This window comes from Paenibacillus sp. J31P13 (genome assembly GCF_056269295.1).
The window spans coordinates 360,309-376,774 of record NZ_JBWDNR010000003.1; the positions used below are offsets into that span (position 1 = coordinate 360,309).

At 40.7% G+C, this 16,466-nt stretch carries 14 protein-coding genes; 11 read left to right on the forward strand and 3 right to left on the reverse strand.

The window, feature by feature from the left end; genetic code table 11:
• Positions 1 to 102: 102 nt before the first annotated feature.
• The 11 genes from AC0YOD_RS12515 to infC all read left to right on the forward strand — a co-directional run bounded on the left by AC0YOD_RS12515 (position 103) and on the right by infC (position 13,836).
• On the forward strand, positions 103 to 1,353 hold the full coding sequence (locus AC0YOD_RS12515; RefSeq protein WP_475799631.1) for an MATE family efflux transporter: 1,251 nt from the start codon (positions 103 to 105) through the stop codon (positions 1,351 to 1,353).
• A 132-nt stretch (positions 1,354 to 1,485) separates the two neighbouring features.
• Positions 1,486 to 2,481: a GDP-mannose 4,6-dehydratase gene (locus AC0YOD_RS12520; RefSeq protein WP_475799632.1), complete on the forward strand. Its 996-nt coding sequence runs from the start codon at positions 1,486 to 1,488 to the stop codon at positions 2,479 to 2,481.
• A gap of 52 nt (positions 2,482 to 2,533) precedes the next feature.
• Positions 2,534 to 3,265 carry a hypothetical protein gene (locus AC0YOD_RS12525; RefSeq protein ID WP_475799633.1) on the forward strand — a complete coding sequence of 244 codons (732 nt, stop codon included), beginning with the start codon at positions 2,534 to 2,536 and terminating at the stop codon, positions 3,263 to 3,265.
• A gap of 19 nt (positions 3,266 to 3,284) precedes the next feature.
• On the forward strand, positions 3,285 to 4,247 hold the full coding sequence (locus AC0YOD_RS12530; protein WP_475799634.1) for a copper amine oxidase N-terminal domain-containing protein: 963 nt from the start codon (positions 3,285 to 3,287) through the stop codon (positions 4,245 to 4,247).
• 204 nt (positions 4,248 to 4,451) lie between these two features.
• On the forward strand, positions 4,452 to 6,578 hold the full coding sequence (locus tag AC0YOD_RS12535; RefSeq protein ID WP_475799635.1) for an ABC transporter transmembrane domain-containing protein: 2,127 nt from the start codon (positions 4,452 to 4,454) through the stop codon (positions 6,576 to 6,578).
• Positions 6,579 to 6,613: 35 nt separating this feature from the next.
• Positions 6,614 to 7,132, forward strand: a complete 519-nt coding sequence (locus tag AC0YOD_RS12540) for a hypothetical protein (RefSeq protein WP_475799636.1) — start codon at positions 6,614 to 6,616, stop codon at positions 7,130 to 7,132.
• Between the two features lie 168 nt (positions 7,133 to 7,300).
• Entirely contained in the window at positions 7,301 to 7,786 is a 486-nt protein-coding gene (locus tag AC0YOD_RS12545; protein WP_475799637.1) for a hypothetical protein, read from the forward strand.
• 616 nt (positions 7,787 to 8,402) lie between these two features.
• Positions 8,403 to 11,303 carry an S-layer homology domain-containing protein gene (locus AC0YOD_RS12550; RefSeq protein ID WP_475799638.1) on the forward strand — a complete coding sequence of 967 codons (2,901 nt, stop codon included), beginning with the start codon at positions 8,403 to 8,405 and terminating at the stop codon, positions 11,301 to 11,303.
• A gap of 199 nt (positions 11,304 to 11,502) precedes the next feature.
• Positions 11,503 to 12,021 carry a VanZ family protein gene (locus AC0YOD_RS12555; protein ID WP_475799639.1) on the forward strand — a complete coding sequence of 173 codons (519 nt, stop codon included), beginning with the start codon at positions 11,503 to 11,505 and terminating at the stop codon, positions 12,019 to 12,021.
• Between the two features lie 102 nt (positions 12,022 to 12,123).
• The gene (locus tag AC0YOD_RS12560; RefSeq protein ID WP_475799640.1) at positions 12,124 to 13,305 is read left to right on the forward strand and encodes an acyltransferase family protein; all 1,182 of its coding nucleotides are present in this window, start codon (positions 12,124 to 12,126) and stop codon (positions 13,303 to 13,305) included.
• A gap of 42 nt (positions 13,306 to 13,347) precedes the next feature.
• Positions 13,348 to 13,836, forward strand: coding sequence for a translation initiation factor IF-3 (gene infC, locus AC0YOD_RS12565; protein WP_475799984.1), 489 nt, complete (start codon positions 13,348 to 13,350; stop codon positions 13,834 to 13,836).
• 74 nt (positions 13,837 to 13,910) lie between these two features.
• Here the strand turns inward: infC and AC0YOD_RS12570 are convergent, their stop codons facing one another.
• The 3 genes from AC0YOD_RS12570 to AC0YOD_RS12580 are packed head-to-tail and all read right to left on the reverse strand — an operon-like array spanning position 13,911 to position 16,289.
• Positions 13,911 to 14,663, reverse strand: a complete 753-nt coding sequence (locus AC0YOD_RS12570; protein WP_475799641.1) for an ABC transporter permease — start codon at positions 14,661 to 14,663, stop codon at positions 13,911 to 13,913.
• A 1-nt stretch (position 14,664) separates the two neighbouring features.
• Entirely contained in the window at positions 14,665 to 15,378 is a 714-nt protein-coding gene (locus tag AC0YOD_RS12575) for an ABC transporter permease (protein WP_475799642.1), read from the reverse strand.
• Positions 15,375 to 16,289: an ABC transporter ATP-binding protein gene (locus AC0YOD_RS12580; RefSeq protein ID WP_475799643.1), complete on the reverse strand. Its 915-nt coding sequence runs from the start codon at positions 16,287 to 16,289 to the stop codon at positions 15,375 to 15,377. Before AC0YOD_RS12580 ends, AC0YOD_RS12575 begins: the two co-directional genes overlap by 4 nt.
• Between the last annotated feature and the right edge of the window lie 177 nt (positions 16,290 to 16,466).

The following is a 16,466-nucleotide window of genomic DNA, read 5'->3' on the forward strand; positions in this document are numbered from 1 at the left end:
TCAATTCGAAATAATATACAACTCATTAAATATATTAATTTTAATTTAATTGATTCAGAAACTAATTATTATTCTTGATTGATATATGAAAGAGGAATGAAATTGAAGAAGAAGATTATCAATGTAACTAATAATGAATATTTATTTTCTGTTATATCAAAAGTTATCGGTGTATTGACTGGCGTATTATATACTATAATATTTACCAGATATATGGGTGCTGAGCTAATGGGTAAATCTGCTGTAATTTTAAATTATCTAAGTCTCGTATCTATTATGATGGGTCTGGGTGTTGATCAAGCATATTCCCGTTTTAAAAAACTGGAGGGAGAAATATTAAAAGGTTTTTTTGGGAATGTAAAAGGTATGTTTATTGTTTATTGTGTTATTGCTGCTATTGCAGCCATCGTACTACCTGTAGATACAAACATTAGAACAGTCATCATTCTTTTTCCTATAACTATCTTTATTAGACAATTAAATTACATTGTTCTGGTAGAGCATCCAAAACGTAGAAACCTAGCCTCAATCACTTTGAATATTATAGATATAATATTACTTTGTATATTGCCTTTTTTTACAGAAGCAAACTATTTAGTACTAGTTTCTTTTTTGATCACGAAAGAGATAATCTACTTAATTATTGCTCTTCTTAATCTTAAAATAAACATATTTAGTATTAAAGCGAAATATTCTGATTTGGTGAAGTATATAAAATATGGATTTATTCCTATGGTTACATTATTACTAATGACTATAAATTATCGAATTGACTTACTGATGTTAGACAGACAGGTTAGTTCTGTGGAGATAGGTATTTATGCGTTAGGTGTTAATTTAGCCGAACGAGTTTGGCTCATTCCAGATGCTCTTAAAGACATATTAGTATCTCGGCTATCTAAAGGTGCTAAGGAATATGAAGTAGCTAAAGTAATTAGAACTAGTTTATTTTTAGGTTTGTTTACTATATTGCTATTACTTATATTTGGTCAATTTATCATAAACTTATTATTTGGAAGCGAATTTGAACGAACATTTGAAATTACTGTAATTATACTTTTTGGAGTTGTAGGTATGATATTTTATAAAATGGTACATTCATATAACGTTGTAAATGGGAATGTAGCCATAAATTTTTACCTTTTGGGTATTTCTGCTCTAATTAATGTTATTGGCAATTTGATTTTAATACCTAAATATGGAATTGAAGGGGCGGCGATATCTTCTGTCATATCATATTTACTATGCGGATTCTCGTTTTTAATTTATTTTAAACTTAAAACAGGTATCCCGTTGAAAGAAATGATTATTCTTCAAAGAAAAGATTTATTTAATATATTTATAAAAAAATAAGTTGTGAATTTCAATGTGTAACTAGTAATAGTGTTTATTGTCAATACGAAAGATCCGATCTTCATTATGCTTTGTGTTCTATGGGTTTTATATAGTCATTTTATAATTAATAAATAAAGGGGAGTGTTATAAATGAGCATCATTGTTGTAACGGGAGGAGCCGGGTTTATCGGCTCCCACCTATGCGAAGCCTTACTGAAAAAAGGACATAAAGTTATTAATATAGATTGCTTTAATGATTATTATGACCCAGCTATAAAAAGAAACAATGTAAAGGAAACACAAGAATTAATTAAGCAGTATAAGCTCGATGATGATTCCTATAAAGTAGAAGAGGGAGATTTTCGCGACATCGAATTTTTAAATCGTGTGTTTAAACAAAATAAAGTGGATACAATTGTACATCTTGCAGCTTATGCAGGCGTAAGACCGTCCATTCAGAATCCTGTTCTATATACGGATGTTAATATTAATGGAACCGTTAACCTTCTAGAAATGAGCAGAAAGTTTAATATAAAAAGCTTTGTATTTGCTTCATCCTCTTCTGTCTATGGTAATAATACGAAGGTTCCATTTTCGGAGGAAGATGTTGTTGATTTTCCTATCTCTCCTTATGCAGCTACGAAAAAAGCGGGGGAACTTTTGTGCCATACTTATCATAGTCTTTACAATATTAATATGGCATGTTTGAGGTTCTTTACTGTATATGGACCAAGACAAAGACCGGATCTTGCTATACATAAGTTTACAAAGTTGATATCAGAAGGACAACCTATTCCTTACTATGGTGATGGATCAACTGAAAGGGATTACACATACATAGAAGATATTATCGATGGAGTCACAAAAGCGGTAGAGTGGGCAAATGAAGGTGAAAGAAAATACGAAGTGTTTAATCTAGGAGAATCAAATACAATTAGCTTGAAAAGAATGGTAGAAGCTATTGAGGATGCGCTAGGAAAGAAAGCTGAGATTAATAAGATGCCTATGCAGCCTGGAGATGTAAATCGAACATTTGCAGATGTAAGTAAGGCGAAAAAAGTTTTGGGATATAATCCATCATGGTATTTTGAAGATGGTATTAGTAAGTTTGTTGAGTGGATGAAATCGGTAGAAAACATTAAATAATGGATAACTCAACTGTTTTAAAACAGTAATCATCCCACAAGCAGGTGACACAATGACACATACAAACCAACAAAATAACAATAAAAACAACAAATTGAAGCTGCTGATTATTTCAGCCGCTTCTCTTCTATTAATCGCAGTTATCATCATTGGCGTTATTAATCTCAATTCCAAACTAAACAAAGTCAATGAAATGACTGATCGTCTGGAAGAGACAGCTGAAGGTGGAAAGGGTCATGTCTCTGAGCCTCCAACGGGTACTGATACTCCCTCAATTCCTACTTCCGAACCATTATCACCGGAGAATTCGAATGATCCTGGTAAAATAGATGGAGAAAATCCTACAGAAACCGCAACTCCTAGCCCAGAACCAACGTCTAATAATACAGATAGTGGTAATAACCCTACAGGCAATCCGGATGAGCCGACAGAAAAACCTCGTAGCAAGAAAGAAATTGATGCTGATTTTTCTACCAAGATGAAAAAGCTGGAGAGCTCGTGCACAGCATCCAGCAACAACCTAGTTCAACAAATCAAGAAAGAACTTAGTTCTTCAGAAGATGGCTCTATTAAGACGATTCAGAAGGAATATCTGATTAAGATCGCAACTGCAGAGGCTAATTGTGATGCATCATTTAATGAATTGCTTAGCCAAGCAAAAAGCGAGTACAGTAAATCTGATATCAGTCATGACAAGCTGCCGGATTGGAGCTCGCAATATGCAGCTGCCAAGGAAAAGGCTAGTTCCAATGCCTTAAATGAAATTGCTAGTGTTCTCAAATAACAGCTCTTAAGGAGACAAAATGAAGAAATTACGTACAATCTCTCTATTCCTAGTCGTTATGATGCTATCTACTCTATTGGCATCCGCTGCAACAGCAGCAACAACTTCAACGATTAAAATTAAGACGCAACCGATTAATCTCAATTTTGATGGACAAGCTCTTAAACTGCCTGATGGGCAGTACGCATTCATCTATCAAGGACGTACTTATGTGCCAATTCGTTATATCTCCTACGCACTGTTAAAAACGGTGAACTGGGACAGTGCAAAATCGAAAGCTACTATTTCTGAGCCGACAGAAGCTCAGCTCGCAGCTTTGAAGAAACAATTGCAAGCTGCAGTAAGTGGCAATACGAAACCGCAAAAAAGCGTGGAAATCAAAATCCAACCTATTAAAGCATCATTAGAGTTTGATGGTAAATCTGCTGTATTGCCAGCAGGACAATCACTCTATGGCTACGGTGGCTCTATTTATGTTCCACTTCGCTTCCTGTCTGAGTCTGTTGGAACTCAGATTGGCTGGGATGCTGTAACGAAGACGGTTAGCGGTGAATCTGCAGCTTATCGTGCTGAGCATGCTGGCGGTGGTGGAGTAACCACTCCAGGAACTGGCGGCGGTACAGGAGGAACGGGTTCAGGCAACGGGGGATCTGGAACGGGCAACACAGAGAAGATTCCTTATGCAACTATTACTGCTGAGACGGATGCGAAGCTCTATGCTTTGAAAGATAGCTGCAAAGCAGCTCTTTGGGAGATAGCTAAAGCATATGTAGCGGCTACAGATACGACTGTTCAAGCACAGTTGAAAGCTAAAGGTCTTCAAGAAATTGATAATTGTACAGCTAAGTTTGAGGTTATTATTGCAGCAGCCTCAGCGAAACTGACAGCAAATGGCCACAGTACAGCCATTATTGCGGAATATCGTGCGTCCTTCCAAGCGGAGATGGATGCTGGTAGAGAGCTTGCGGGCAGCTTAGCCTAGTAATCCAAACTCACTAGAATACGAGATCCAATACTTACTCCAAACCCTGACCTCAAGGTCAGGGTTTTTGTCGTATTATGAATGAATGATTACTCCTCAAATGCAGGTTTCCAATAAAACCAATTGTTTACAGGTATAAAGAACTAAGATAATCTTAATGTAATAGAAAGGCGGGAGATTTTTTTGTATTTTCTTTGTACAATTATGCGGTATTTGTTAGAGCATAAGCTGCTTGGATTTGTTTTTCTAATAGGACTTATCTTAGAAGTCGCCTACGCTGTAGCGGCACCCCTGAGTCTTAAATATCTCGTTGATGAAGCTTTCACCCCTAAAGATTTTCAAATGTTTTACCTTATATTAAGTATTCTATTAGTTGGAGGAACGCTTAGCATTATCGCAGGCGCTGGCGGAGAGCATGCGCTCAACAAGCTTAGTGGACGTATAATTGAAAAGCTTAGAACCCAATTATTCGTTCATTTGCAAAAGCAGTCCCTTACCTTTTACCAGCGTTACCGGGTTGGAGACTTACTCTCTCGGTTTTCCTCAGATATGAGAGCCATTGAGGGCGTTATTATCATGTCGATGCCTACTCTTTTGAAGGAAGCATTTAGCTTAATAATGGGACTTGCTCTGCTTTTTACCCTGGAATGGAAGCTTACGCTTGCGATGCTAGTCGGTTCTGTGCTGATGTTCATTGGACCGAAGCTGCTGCAGGAACGTGCAGTAACCAGCAATGTTCAGTACAAAGAAGCGCAGGAGCAATTCTCCAACATGATCGATGAATCGGTGAAAGGTCATAAAACGATTAAAGCGATGCATCAGCAGCCAAGATTGCTCCTGAAAGCTAAACAGCAAATTCATCATTTGTTTACTCTAGGATTAAGATTGAATTTTATTAATTCTCTAATGGAGCGCGTGCCGCTAAGTGTGCTTCTGCTGTTGAATGGTACGATGATCGGCTTTGGCGGTTACTTGATTCTGCATGATCAGCTGAGTGTAGGCGGATTTATAGCCTTTTTCACATTGTTTATGACGGTAGGGCAATCTGCCTCTAATCTAACTTATCTTATCCCTAGTATTATCGACTCTAATGTAAGCTTTCAGCGCATTAATGAAATATTGGATCACGAGCCATCTGTGCGGGAAGCTGCCAAACCTCTTCATTTGCCGCCAGTTACCAAAAACATTGCGATGAATGATGTATCCTTCGGTTATACAGTAGAATCCGATCAACTACACGGGATCAGTCTAACTATTCCAAAAGGAAGCTATGCAGCTTTCGTTGGCTCGAGCGGCTCTGGCAAGAGCACAGCCTTGCAGCTGTTGTCGCGTTTCTATGATCCAAGAGTTGGTACTGTCATGATTGACGATTATGATTTGCGTGATGTCAGCGAGTCTTCATTAAGAGGACAAATGGACATCGTATCCCAAGATTCTTTTCTATTCAATACAACGATTAGAGAGAATCTGCTTCTCGGCAATCCCGCAATCTCAGAGAGCGATATGATGGAGGCAGCAAAGTTTGTTCATATGCATGACAGCATAATGAGCTGGCCGGCGGGCTATGATACGCTCATTCAGAACGAAGGGGCATCACTTTCAGGTGGTCAACGACAACGTTTATCTATTGCTCGGGCTATTTTGCAAAATGGACAACTGCTCCTGCTTGATGAGGTAACATCTGCGCTAGACCCTGCTGCAGAAGCTGATATTAATGAATCTATTCAGGAGCTTCGACATGAGAAGACGATTATTTCAGTCACGCATCGTTTATCCTCTGTTGTGAATGCGGATATCATTTATGTTTTTAAGGCTGGAAGGATCATCGAGACCGGAACGCATGAGTCCCTTATGGAGCAGAGAGGCAATTACTATGAAATGTGGGATAAACAGCATGGTTTTCTGTTGTCACAGGACGGTCTGCATGCGAAGGTGGACGGACATCGATTGGAGCAGCTGCCATTTTTTAATGGGATTGAGCTTGCTCTACTGGAGGATATCTCTAAGCTGTTCTCTACGGAGACTTTTAAAAATGGGGATATCATTATGGAGGAAGGCGATCTCGGGGATAAATTTTATATTATCGTGCGAGGTCAGTTTGAAATTTTGAAGAAGGAATTAAACAATAAAACGAAGCGAGTAGCGGTATTGCAGGATGGAGATCATTTTGGTGAAATTGCATTATTGAGAGGCATTCCAAGAACGGCTACGGTCAAGGCATTAAGTCATTCGGTGCTGCTGTCTGTTAGGCGTGAAGTTTTTCTGGAATTAACAAAGGTTTATCCTCAGATTTCACTCGTATTGGAACGTACACTTCAAGCGCGTATGTGATTGATGTAAATAGGAAGGGAGCATAATCATTAACCATGATCATAGAATGCAAATACGCAAATACTGATGAGGATTATGCGCAAGCCAGCTTATTTTTGTTGAAACATAAGCGAGAGCTGCATCCAAGCTTTACAGCTATTGATATGGTTACTCTCCTTCACAGCTATATCACCAAAGGTGGTCTGTTTCTAGTTAAGGATGCTAGCGGTGTGATAATAGCAATAAATGCTTACTATCATGGTACAAAGGAGAATGATTTCGAGGATAAGGATCAAGTGGTACAAGTAGATGCTGCTATTTTGGTTCGAGCTCATCGAAAGAGCCGTATCTTTGTAAACGGATTTCAAAATTTACTGACCCAGATTCTAAAGGAGAACCCAGGAGTAAAGCAATTTACATTTCATGCTCTAGCTGAAAATACCTATTTGCAACGTTTGTATAGTAAGTTTGCTACTTTAAGTCATACATACGAGGGTGAAATAGGTCCAGAATATGTTTTTATAGCAGAAATTGACGAATTAAAGTCTTTTCTAGCACGTTTTAGTAGGATATAATAACTGGTAGGAATATACATTTTTATTAAAAAAGGAGGTATGTGCAATGGTTCCAGTAATGCCTAGACCACAAAAAGGTAATGATAAAACTATTCTCAAAATCGTAATTATGAATGATACTGCTAGAGCACAAGCGTAATGCATTCCTATCTTTTTCGCGTCAATAGTATGGAAATGGATTCGGATGCGTATCTGGCGTTTTTGGTCAAACATCATGCGGAGCTAAATCTTCCTTATTCGTTTGCAACGAAGCTAAGCTTTCTAAGTAGCCCGCTAGTCCTGGGTAAAGTGCTTATGGTGTTTGATGAGGACTCTTATGACATGGTTGGAGCTGCCGGCTACGTGTATGGAACAAGCGCGAATCAGTATGAGGACAAGCAGATTTGTCAGCTGGAGGTGGCCTTCTTGCAGAAGGCCCATCGCCAGACCTCTTTGTTTGTACAGAGCTTGAAAGTATTCATTCATTCGATTGCTGGGGAAAATCCTCATGTCACGCAGGTTCAATTTTGGACAGCTGCGGATCAAGGAGCGCTTGCAAGGCTGTTCTCTAAATTCGAGAATTTGCCGGATTCAACGAAATCTATTACGAATAACTTGGCATTTTATACAATTCCGTTTGCTGAGCTCAAGGCTTATACTCTTTCTTTGAGGTAGGCGTTTAGTAAGGTACTTCAGTAAATGATATGAAAAAGGCACCCGTTAAGGTGCCTTTTTTTTATTTCGTATATCTAGCTGAATGAGGTGAAATGGGTAGGCGATTGGATTAAAACTTAAAAAATTCGTTTTCTTCTATTACTTCTAAATTTATACCAGTATCGGCCATGCTCATCCTTAAATATACGAATGCCAAAGATCTTTAAGGGCGTGGCTATTTCGGTAAACATAAGATAGGTTGACACGTTAATCACCTCGGTTTAAATCAGTTAATAATAATAATACCAAATTATTTAATTATTTTCCATAAGAAAATAGGACTTTAGTAACTGTTAAGTATGTGTAAAGTCCTTGTTTTCGAAGTAAATCGACCAACAAACTACAAATTTTAACAAAAACTTTACAATAATACTCCAATTTAACTATACTAATAGAGTATGACATTTGTCCTATATAGCTCAAATAATGATTGAATATAGGTATTAAATCATTCAAATCTATTTATTATTGAGATCAGATAGGAAAAATGGTTAATACATATTTGCTATAAAGGAGAGAGTGTATGTATTTATTTGTTAAATCAAAAAAGATTTTGAGCTTCATTACTGTGCTAGCAATGTCTTTATCGATTTTTAGTACGGTATGGGCGGCAGAGTCACCAAAGGATGATCTGGAAGGACATTGGGCGGAAGCTAATCTCCGCAAATGGGTTCAGGAAGGATTGTTAACGGGTTACGAGGATGGCACTTATAAAGCTGATCGTCAAATTACACGTGCGGAAATGATTTCATTAATTAACCGTTCATTCCAGTTGAAAGAGAAAGCAGAGATTTCATTCTCTGATCTTGAAAGCTCGAATTGGTCATATGATCAAATTGCTATTGCTGTTCAAGCTGGTTATGTAAAGGGCTACGAAGATGGCTCTATTCGCTGGAATAAACCAGTGACACGTGAGGAAGCAGCAAGTATGGTTGCTAATCTTCTTGAGCTTGAGCTAAGCGGAGAGGAAGGCTTGGATGCTTTCAAAGATGCGGCTTCTATTTCTGCTTGGAGCAAGACAGCGGTTGCTGCTCTTGTGAAGGAAAAAGTGATTAAAGGATATTTGGATGGTACATTCGCTCCGAAGGGTAAGGTTACGCGAGCTGAAACAGTTACCATTCTTGAAAATGCTCTGAATATCGTTAAGCCAGTGAAAACTTACAGCACTGCGGGGATTTATGGGCCGGAGACAGGTACAGAGACAATCAAAGGCAATGTTGTAGTATCTGCACCTGGCGTTACGCTAAGAAACCTTATTATTGAAGGTAATCTGACGCTTACGGCAGCTGTTGGTGAAGGCGATATCTATTTAAATAAAGTAAATGTATCAGGTAAAACTTCGATAGCAGGCGGAGGAGAAAACTCGATTCATTTAAAGGATTCTATATTCGTCCAAATTATCGTGAACAAGAAGGATGGTACGATTCGAATTGTGGCTGAGGGCGCGACCTCTGTGAAGTCGGTCACCATTCAATCTTCTGCGAAGTTAGAGGAAGACGGTGTTTCAGGAGTTGGCTTCACAAAGGTTGAGCTTGCAAGTGAGCTTCCAGAGGGTTCGACAGTTAAATTCTTGGGAACCTTTGAGGATGTAAATGTTTTGGCAAAATCGATACGTCTCGATGTAGCGGGCGGTTCAATTGGCAGCTTGTCCGTTGATAAATCAGCTCTCGCTGTTAGCATTGACCTGAATGCAGCTGCAAAGATTGTTCAGCTTGTTTTGGATGCGGCAGCCAAGCTGATGGGTCAAGGTGCTATTGAGAATGCTGTTATTAACAAAGACGCTGGTAGTACAACATTCGAGAAGAAACCGGTTCAGGTTTCTGGCGATGGCGCACCAGCTGTTAACCCTGAAGTACCATCAACAGGAGGAGGCTCCGGTGGATCAGGCGGTTCAGGCGGAAATGGAAACGGCGGCGTTACTCCACCAACGGATCCACCAGAAGTAGTGCCACCAACAAAACCAACAGAACCAACAGAACCAACAGAACCAACGGATAATGTGTATCGTTTTGATCTGTATGATACGATTTCGATGACAGCTGTTAGAAATATGGTGAACGTAAACGCGAATAATCAAGCAGTGGATCAAGCGAATGAAGTTGTTTTTGATCCGTATTATTTTAGCGATAAGCCTTACTATGTGGTTGGACTAGCATTAGATACTAACAATGGCATTGCATATAAAGGGAATGTGAGAATTCAAGCGTCGATCATAGAAACAACTGACGGTGGTACTTCTGAGGGCATTCAATGGTTTGCTTATAACGACGCGAACGATTCTTGGACAGATGTATTGAAAGCAGGCTTCGGTGCTGCTGAGGGACAAACCATTGACTCATTAATTGATGATTTGGGTAATGCGAATAAATGGTATTTGTTTGCGAAAGAAGGAACTTATACAATCAAGCTGCAGCTTGTAGATACAGAAGACGATAAAGTAGTGCTTGAAAGCACTGAGATGACTGTGAAAGCACATGATACGTCGTTAGCTTCTATTGATTTTGGCGGCTACGAACTGAAGCAGCGCTCGAACAGAGGCGAAGTGATTGGCACAGGGTTTAATCCGGATGTCCACTCTTATGAGGTTATTATTCCAAACGCTGTGGAAGAGGTTGTCTTGACTGCAACGGCTTCAAATGCAAAAGCTACACTAAAGGTTTTAGATGGTATGAAAGAGCATCAGATTCAAAACGAAGAAGCGATAACATTGAGCATTCCTACTGGAACGCAAAACAACATGCTTATTATTCCGCAGTTGGAATCTATGGGTGGACAAGGATATAGCGTATGGGTAAAACGCCGTGGTGAGCAGCCAGTAGATGTGCCTAATAAGCTAGATCCAACAGATGTTATCGTATCCAAATACACGGTTACATTTAGAAATGTGAAGCAAGGTGCTACAGCAAGTGTATACGGATCGGAAACGGGTAATGATCTGCTTGGCAGTGCTACTTATCCTACGGATTCAAATAGTGCAGCTGAAGGTTACGCCTATGTGAATATGAAAAAAGAATTACCGCTAATCGGCACGATATGGGTATCATGGAATGAACCATTAACAGGTGAATCAGAGAGAATTGCGATTCGTTATAACATTACACCTGTTCCAAAAATCACTAATATTGAAAGCTTGAATTTCAGATTATTTACCGAAGCAGAAATTGCAAAATATAATGAAACAAGCTACACTGATGCAAATGCTGGCTTTACAATGATCTTCAATAATGATCTATTGCCTGAATCAATTAAGGATTACGCATATTTTGGATATTCATGGTCGAAATCCAACTACGAGAGAGAGTATGTTATTGATCAGCTTATTCCATACGGTACGACAACAATGGTTCCGAACTCTGGAACGACTACGTTTAACGTATATGCAAATGAGTTAGGCAACTACTATACGATCTATTTCTATGACAAATATGATACTCCGCTAGGCTATTTTGTCTTCTATGATACACCAGCACAACCGTAAGAAGGATGAATGAAAAGTTGCTCTCCGCCTATTCAATTAGTCGGAGAGCAACTTTTTTTATTTGATATTTTTAAATTTTTATCATAACGGAAGACTATATGAGAGGGATATTCTCGGGGTTAGATTAGTCAAATTTTGTTTACGACCTAAATTCTAGTATGATAGTACAATAGCTTTGCTATCGGAGGTGCTAGAACATATGAGAAATACATACAGGTGGTTGCCTTCCCTTTTATGGGGATTACTGCTTGCAGCTTGGCTGATTCTACTTTTTACGCTGTCCTCACAAACCTATGAGCAGCAGAGTATTCAGCCATTATTGCGCAAGTATTTAAACTATAATGATTTGATAAGATGGCTGCCTGATCTATCCATTACGTATCGACATAAGACACTGCATTCACTGACGAATCCCTATCAATTTCTTGAGTTTCTGTTCCGCAAAGGCTCGCACTTATTTGTCTATGCCGTGTTCGCTGCGCTTGTATTCATGCTGATGCGATCATTTAACCGTAAACGTTGGTTTCTTGCACTTTTAATGACATTAGTTTTTGCGTTTGCTATACCTGCGCTGGATGAATGGAACCAGTATGGATCATCTGGGCGTACGGGGAATGCCACAGATGTACTGCTTGATTTTACAGGCGGCTGTGTTGGGATATTCATATGCATCTGTATACTAGGAATCATTAAGCTATTTAGAAGAAAAAAACATTAAAAAATATGGAACTCATCTATAAAAAGTAGCGGACAAAGGCAGGGGCTTTCCTATATAATCGAATAATTAATAATAGATTCGTTATACGTGGGGGAGTCCAGCTTGCAAAGGTACGAGGAATTAGATTCACTTAGAGGGTTGGCAGCACTTGCGGTCATGATGGGGCATTTCTTAATGGTGTTTACACCAATTGTTCAAAATACGTATAACATAAGTTTTCTGGATTATCCCCTTAACTTTCTGAAGTATACACCGCTGCACGCCATTTGGGGCGGGCATGAAGCTGTCATTATGTTCTTTCTGCTCAGTGGATTTGTGCTATCCTTGCCCTTCTATAGTAATCGTACGCAGTCCTATACGAAGTATTTGATTAAACGGATTTGTCGTATCTACGTGCCATTTATCATTGCCTTGTTTGCTGCTATCCTCATTCGGGATATGGTTTATGTGTCGAAGTTGACGAATTTAACCTCCTATTACAACAACCTGTGGGTCATACCTCCGGATATGAAATCCATTATTCAACATCTGCTATTTATCGGGAATTATAATTCAACAAGATATGATCCCATTCTATGGACACTTGTGCATGAGATGCGGATTTCCATTCTATTCCCATTCGTCATGTTTATTATTGTGAAAGGCGGCTGGAAGGTTGGCTTGCCGCTGGCGTTTGTTTTAACCTTTGGCTCTGAAATATTGCTGGAAAATATAAAGACACGTTATATGACAAACTTCGTCGTGTCGCTTCACTATGCTTCTTTCTTCATTATTGGAGCATTGCTTGCGAGATACCGGGTTGAACTGAAGTCTGTATTCTCACGTTTGAACGGCTGGTGGTCAGCTCTGCTTCTTATCGTTGCCATATGCCTATATGCATTCAAATGGATCGGCTACGGAGAAGATTTCCAAAAAGTGTTCATGCCGAATAGAGGAGATTGGTTGACTGCTCTCGGCGCTTCTATCTTCATCGTGACTGCGGTATCGTCAGCATGGTTATCTAAGCTGTTGCAACGTAAGCCATTAGTATTCTTAGGGAAGATCTCATACAGCTTGTACCTGTACCACATGATAGTATTATTGTCGCTGGTTCATCTGCTAAATGGGGTGATGGACACCCCGTTTATCGTTCTAATTGCTTTTGTCTGCTCCTTCGTGGTAGGAGCGATGAGCTACTATTGGGTCGAGCTGCCTTCTATAAAGCTGGGTAAACTGCTTACGGGCTGGGGCAAAAAGCCGGCAGTTGCTGCTCAAAAAGACGGAAATGCATCATCCTCGATGTAATCAGTATTGATATATAAGGAGCGGGTAAGAACTATGGCATCAATGGTTATTATGAATGAAAAAATACGCGCCTCAGAAGTGCATTTAACGGGTTTACGAGGTGAGGATCTCGGTATCATCTCAAGAGATGAGGCTCTGGCTAAAGCGAGAGAGCTGAAGGTTGATTTGGTCTGCACCTCGCTTATGAGCAGTCCGCCTCCATGCAAGCTGGTAGGCAAAGGGCAAGCGAAGAAGCAAGCCAGTCAAGAGAAACGCGATGAGAAAACGAAAGAGCAGCCCGGCAAGGTGAAGGAGCTGCGATTGACGCCGCATATTGAAGAGCATGATTATGATACGAAGCTGCGCCAGACGGTAAAGCTGTTGTCCTCAGGCAATGCAGTACAGCTTGTGGTACGTCTTAAGGGCAAGGAAGGTCCAAAGGCGAAGGAGCTTTTGGAGCGTATGCTGAAGGATCTAGCGGAGAGCGGCAAGAAGCAGTCTGGTATTCAGGTCAGCGGTAAAGCGGCGATGGTTGTCGTGCTGCCCCTCTAAATGCAGCAGCAATACATGAAAAAGGCTTTCCAAGGGGTCGAATATGACCTTTGGGAAAGCCTTTTTTAATGGCATTAAACCTCTTTACGATTGAAATAGATGAGACCAGCCACCCAGAAGACCAGAAAGCTCCCCAAAATCGTAATATACATGTTCGTAAGCGAAGGAACCAACACGTTAAAATTCTCATCACTGAAGGAAAGCATAGTCAGCATCGGTTGCGCCCAGGGATAGAATGGCCCGATTTTCTCTGATTGGACGATGAGCATATTGGGAACGGTAAGCATAACGTTTATAGCAAGAGGAGCGCCAAAGCTGCTCCAGCTAACAGAAACAAGCAGCTGCAATGCCGCAAGCGGCAGACAAGCGATGAAGCCGCCGCCAACCGCCTTCAATAGCATATCCCATTCGATGCTGCCATTAATGCCTTGGTAGGCTCCAGCAATGTACACAGCCCCCAGAAACAGGAGTTGTGTGAAGGCTAGCAGCGTAGCAACAGTGAAGAATTTGGCGCAATAAAGCCCGGTTCGGGATATAGGCAGCGTTAGGAGCTGCTTCCATCCTCCGCCGCCATGCTCATATCGGCATACGAAGGCGGAGAAGACACCCGTTAATATGGGCAGGAACAGCATGGAATGAAAGGATGCCATTGAAGAGAGCATAATAGCGTAACCCATATAAGATTCAGCTGCCGTATCAACAGAGTCCAATGAAACAAGTAGACCTATGAGTAAGGATAGCAGGGGACTTAACGGAACGAGCAGCCAAATGAAGGATTTGGACAGCTTTAGGCGCTCGGAAGCAACCAGTCGTAGAAAGCCTATCATCTTAGCTCACATCCTTTCCGTTAAAATGAATCAAACCCATCATCAGGATAATCGTTCCTAGCAGCAAGCTTCCTCCAACGAACATCCATTCATTCGGTCCTGTATATGCAAAAGTAGGCCAATTTAGAGGAAACCATTCCGATAAATTGCCGGAAAATAGAGAGGTCATAGCGGCTACGATACCCATAGTAACCGGCATAGCTTGATTCTTGATTGTCAGGCATAGCCATAGCATCAACGCTAGTGCCGGGAAGGCTGCCAAGAAGGGCATGAAGCAGAGCCTTAATATATCTAGGATTGGAATATCACTTCCGAATCTCAGTGATAAGCCTAACACGGTCGTACCAATGGCTAGCAAAGCGCATGAAATAGCTAGCAGGATGACACATAGTGTAAACTTGGCGCTAAAAACCGTGCTTCTGGACACAGGCAGTGCAAGCAGCTGCTTCCAAGCGCTTGTACTGTGCTCCACGTTGGCAAGCAAAGAAGCAATTAGTGTGACACCGAGAAAGAGGGAAAGCGGCACAAACATTTGTATATTTTCGAGCAGCGTCTCCCATAGCTTACCGGCATACGTTTTCGTCATATAATCATAACGAAGCCCAAAGTTGAGCGCCTGCATAGCGATGAGACCAAGGGGAGCGAGAAAGACTAGAAACCATAAACCCTTGCCCCGTATTTTCAAAAAGTCGGATGAGAGCGCTCTGCCCATCATGACGGTTTTCCCTCCCCGATAATTTCAAGGAAGAGATCCTCTAATGATTTTCTTTTTTCTTCGATTCGGTAGACGGAGTGATTACGCTCTACGAGACTTTTTACCATGCGCGCAATTTCCATATTGTTTCTTTGCTCGAACAGGATGGCGGATTCCTTCAAGATTGCTTGCATACCGTGCTCCTGCAATGTTTTCATAGCCAACTCTGGTTCGGATACCCCAAGTAAAATAGAGCCTTTTGCTTGCTGATGCAGATTCTCGATCGTATCTTGGAACACTAGCTCGCCTTGTCGTATAATCCCTACTGTTCCAGCTGTGAGCTCGACCTCGCTCAGCAAATGACTGGATATGAGTACGGTAATCCCATGCTGCTTCGGCATTTGTTTGATTAATTCCCGAATTTCCAAAATACCAGAAGGATCTAGCCCGTTTGTCGGTTCATCCAGCATGAGCAGTTCGGGGTTGCCGAGCAAAGCACTCGCTATGCCAAGCCTCTGCTTCATCCCGAGAGAGAAGCCTTTGACAGGACGCCGAGCTTCCTTCGTCAGCCCAACGATATCCAGCACCTCAGCAATTCTGGCAGTTGGTGCGCCAATGATGCGACGAATCGCCTCCAGATTATCTACAGCGCTCAAATGGCCGTAATACGACGGGTATTCCACAAGTGAGCCTATTCTACGCAAAATGGAAAGCTTCTCCTTGTTAAGCGGTTTGCCGAAAATATGAACAGACCCATTTGACGGCTTGATTAAGCCGAGCAGCATCCGGATCGTGGTTGTTTTACCAGCGCCGTTCGGTCCAAGAAATCCGTAAATATCTCCTCTTGCAATTTTTAAATTTAGATTGGAAACAGCATAACGTCCTTTATAACGCTTACTGAGACCTTTTGTTTCAATTACCCATTCACTCACGTTAATCACCTCATCAACTACTTTAACGGACGAAGGTTAAATCCAAGGTACGGCAAGTTTAAATTTTGTTTAAAAAATCGATGCCGAAGGCAAGGGAGATAAATAGTAATTAATTTGATTGATGGGATTTACTATTTTCAATGTGAATGTTTAAGAGTCGCTAATGGTTAATTGGAT

Coding starts and splice junctions, on each gene's coding strand:
- AC0YOD_RS12520 (WP_475799632.1), top strand. CDS start 1,486: ATGAGCATCATTGTTGTAACGGGAGGAGCCGGGTTTATCGGCTCCCAC.
- AC0YOD_RS12525 (WP_475799633.1), top strand. CDS start 2,534: ATGACACATACAAACCAACAAAATAACAATAAAAACAACAAATTGAAG.
- AC0YOD_RS12530 (WP_475799634.1), top strand. CDS start 3,285: ATGAAGAAATTACGTACAATCTCTCTATTCCTAGTCGTTATGATGCTA.
- AC0YOD_RS12535 (WP_475799635.1), top strand. CDS start 4,452: ATGCGGTATTTGTTAGAGCATAAGCTGCTTGGATTTGTTTTTCTAATA.
- AC0YOD_RS12540 (WP_475799636.1), top strand. CDS start 6,614: ATGATCATAGAATGCAAATACGCAAATACTGATGAGGATTATGCGCAA.
- AC0YOD_RS12545 (WP_475799637.1), top strand. CDS start 7,301: ATGGAAATGGATTCGGATGCGTATCTGGCGTTTTTGGTCAAACATCAT.
- AC0YOD_RS12550 (WP_475799638.1), top strand. CDS start 8,403: ATGTCTTTATCGATTTTTAGTACGGTATGGGCGGCAGAGTCACCAAAG.
- AC0YOD_RS12555 (WP_475799639.1), top strand. CDS start 11,503: ATGAGAAATACATACAGGTGGTTGCCTTCCCTTTTATGGGGATTACTG.
- infC (WP_475799984.1), top strand. CDS start 13,348: ATGGTTATTATGAATGAAAAAATACGCGCCTCAGAAGTGCATTTAACG.
- AC0YOD_RS12570 (WP_475799641.1), bottom strand. CDS start 14,663: ATGATAGGCTTTCTACGACTGGTTGCTTCCGAGCGCCTAAAGCTGTCC.
- AC0YOD_RS12575 (WP_475799642.1), bottom strand. CDS start 15,378: ATGATGGGCAGAGCGCTCTCATCCGACTTTTTGAAAATACGGGGCAAG.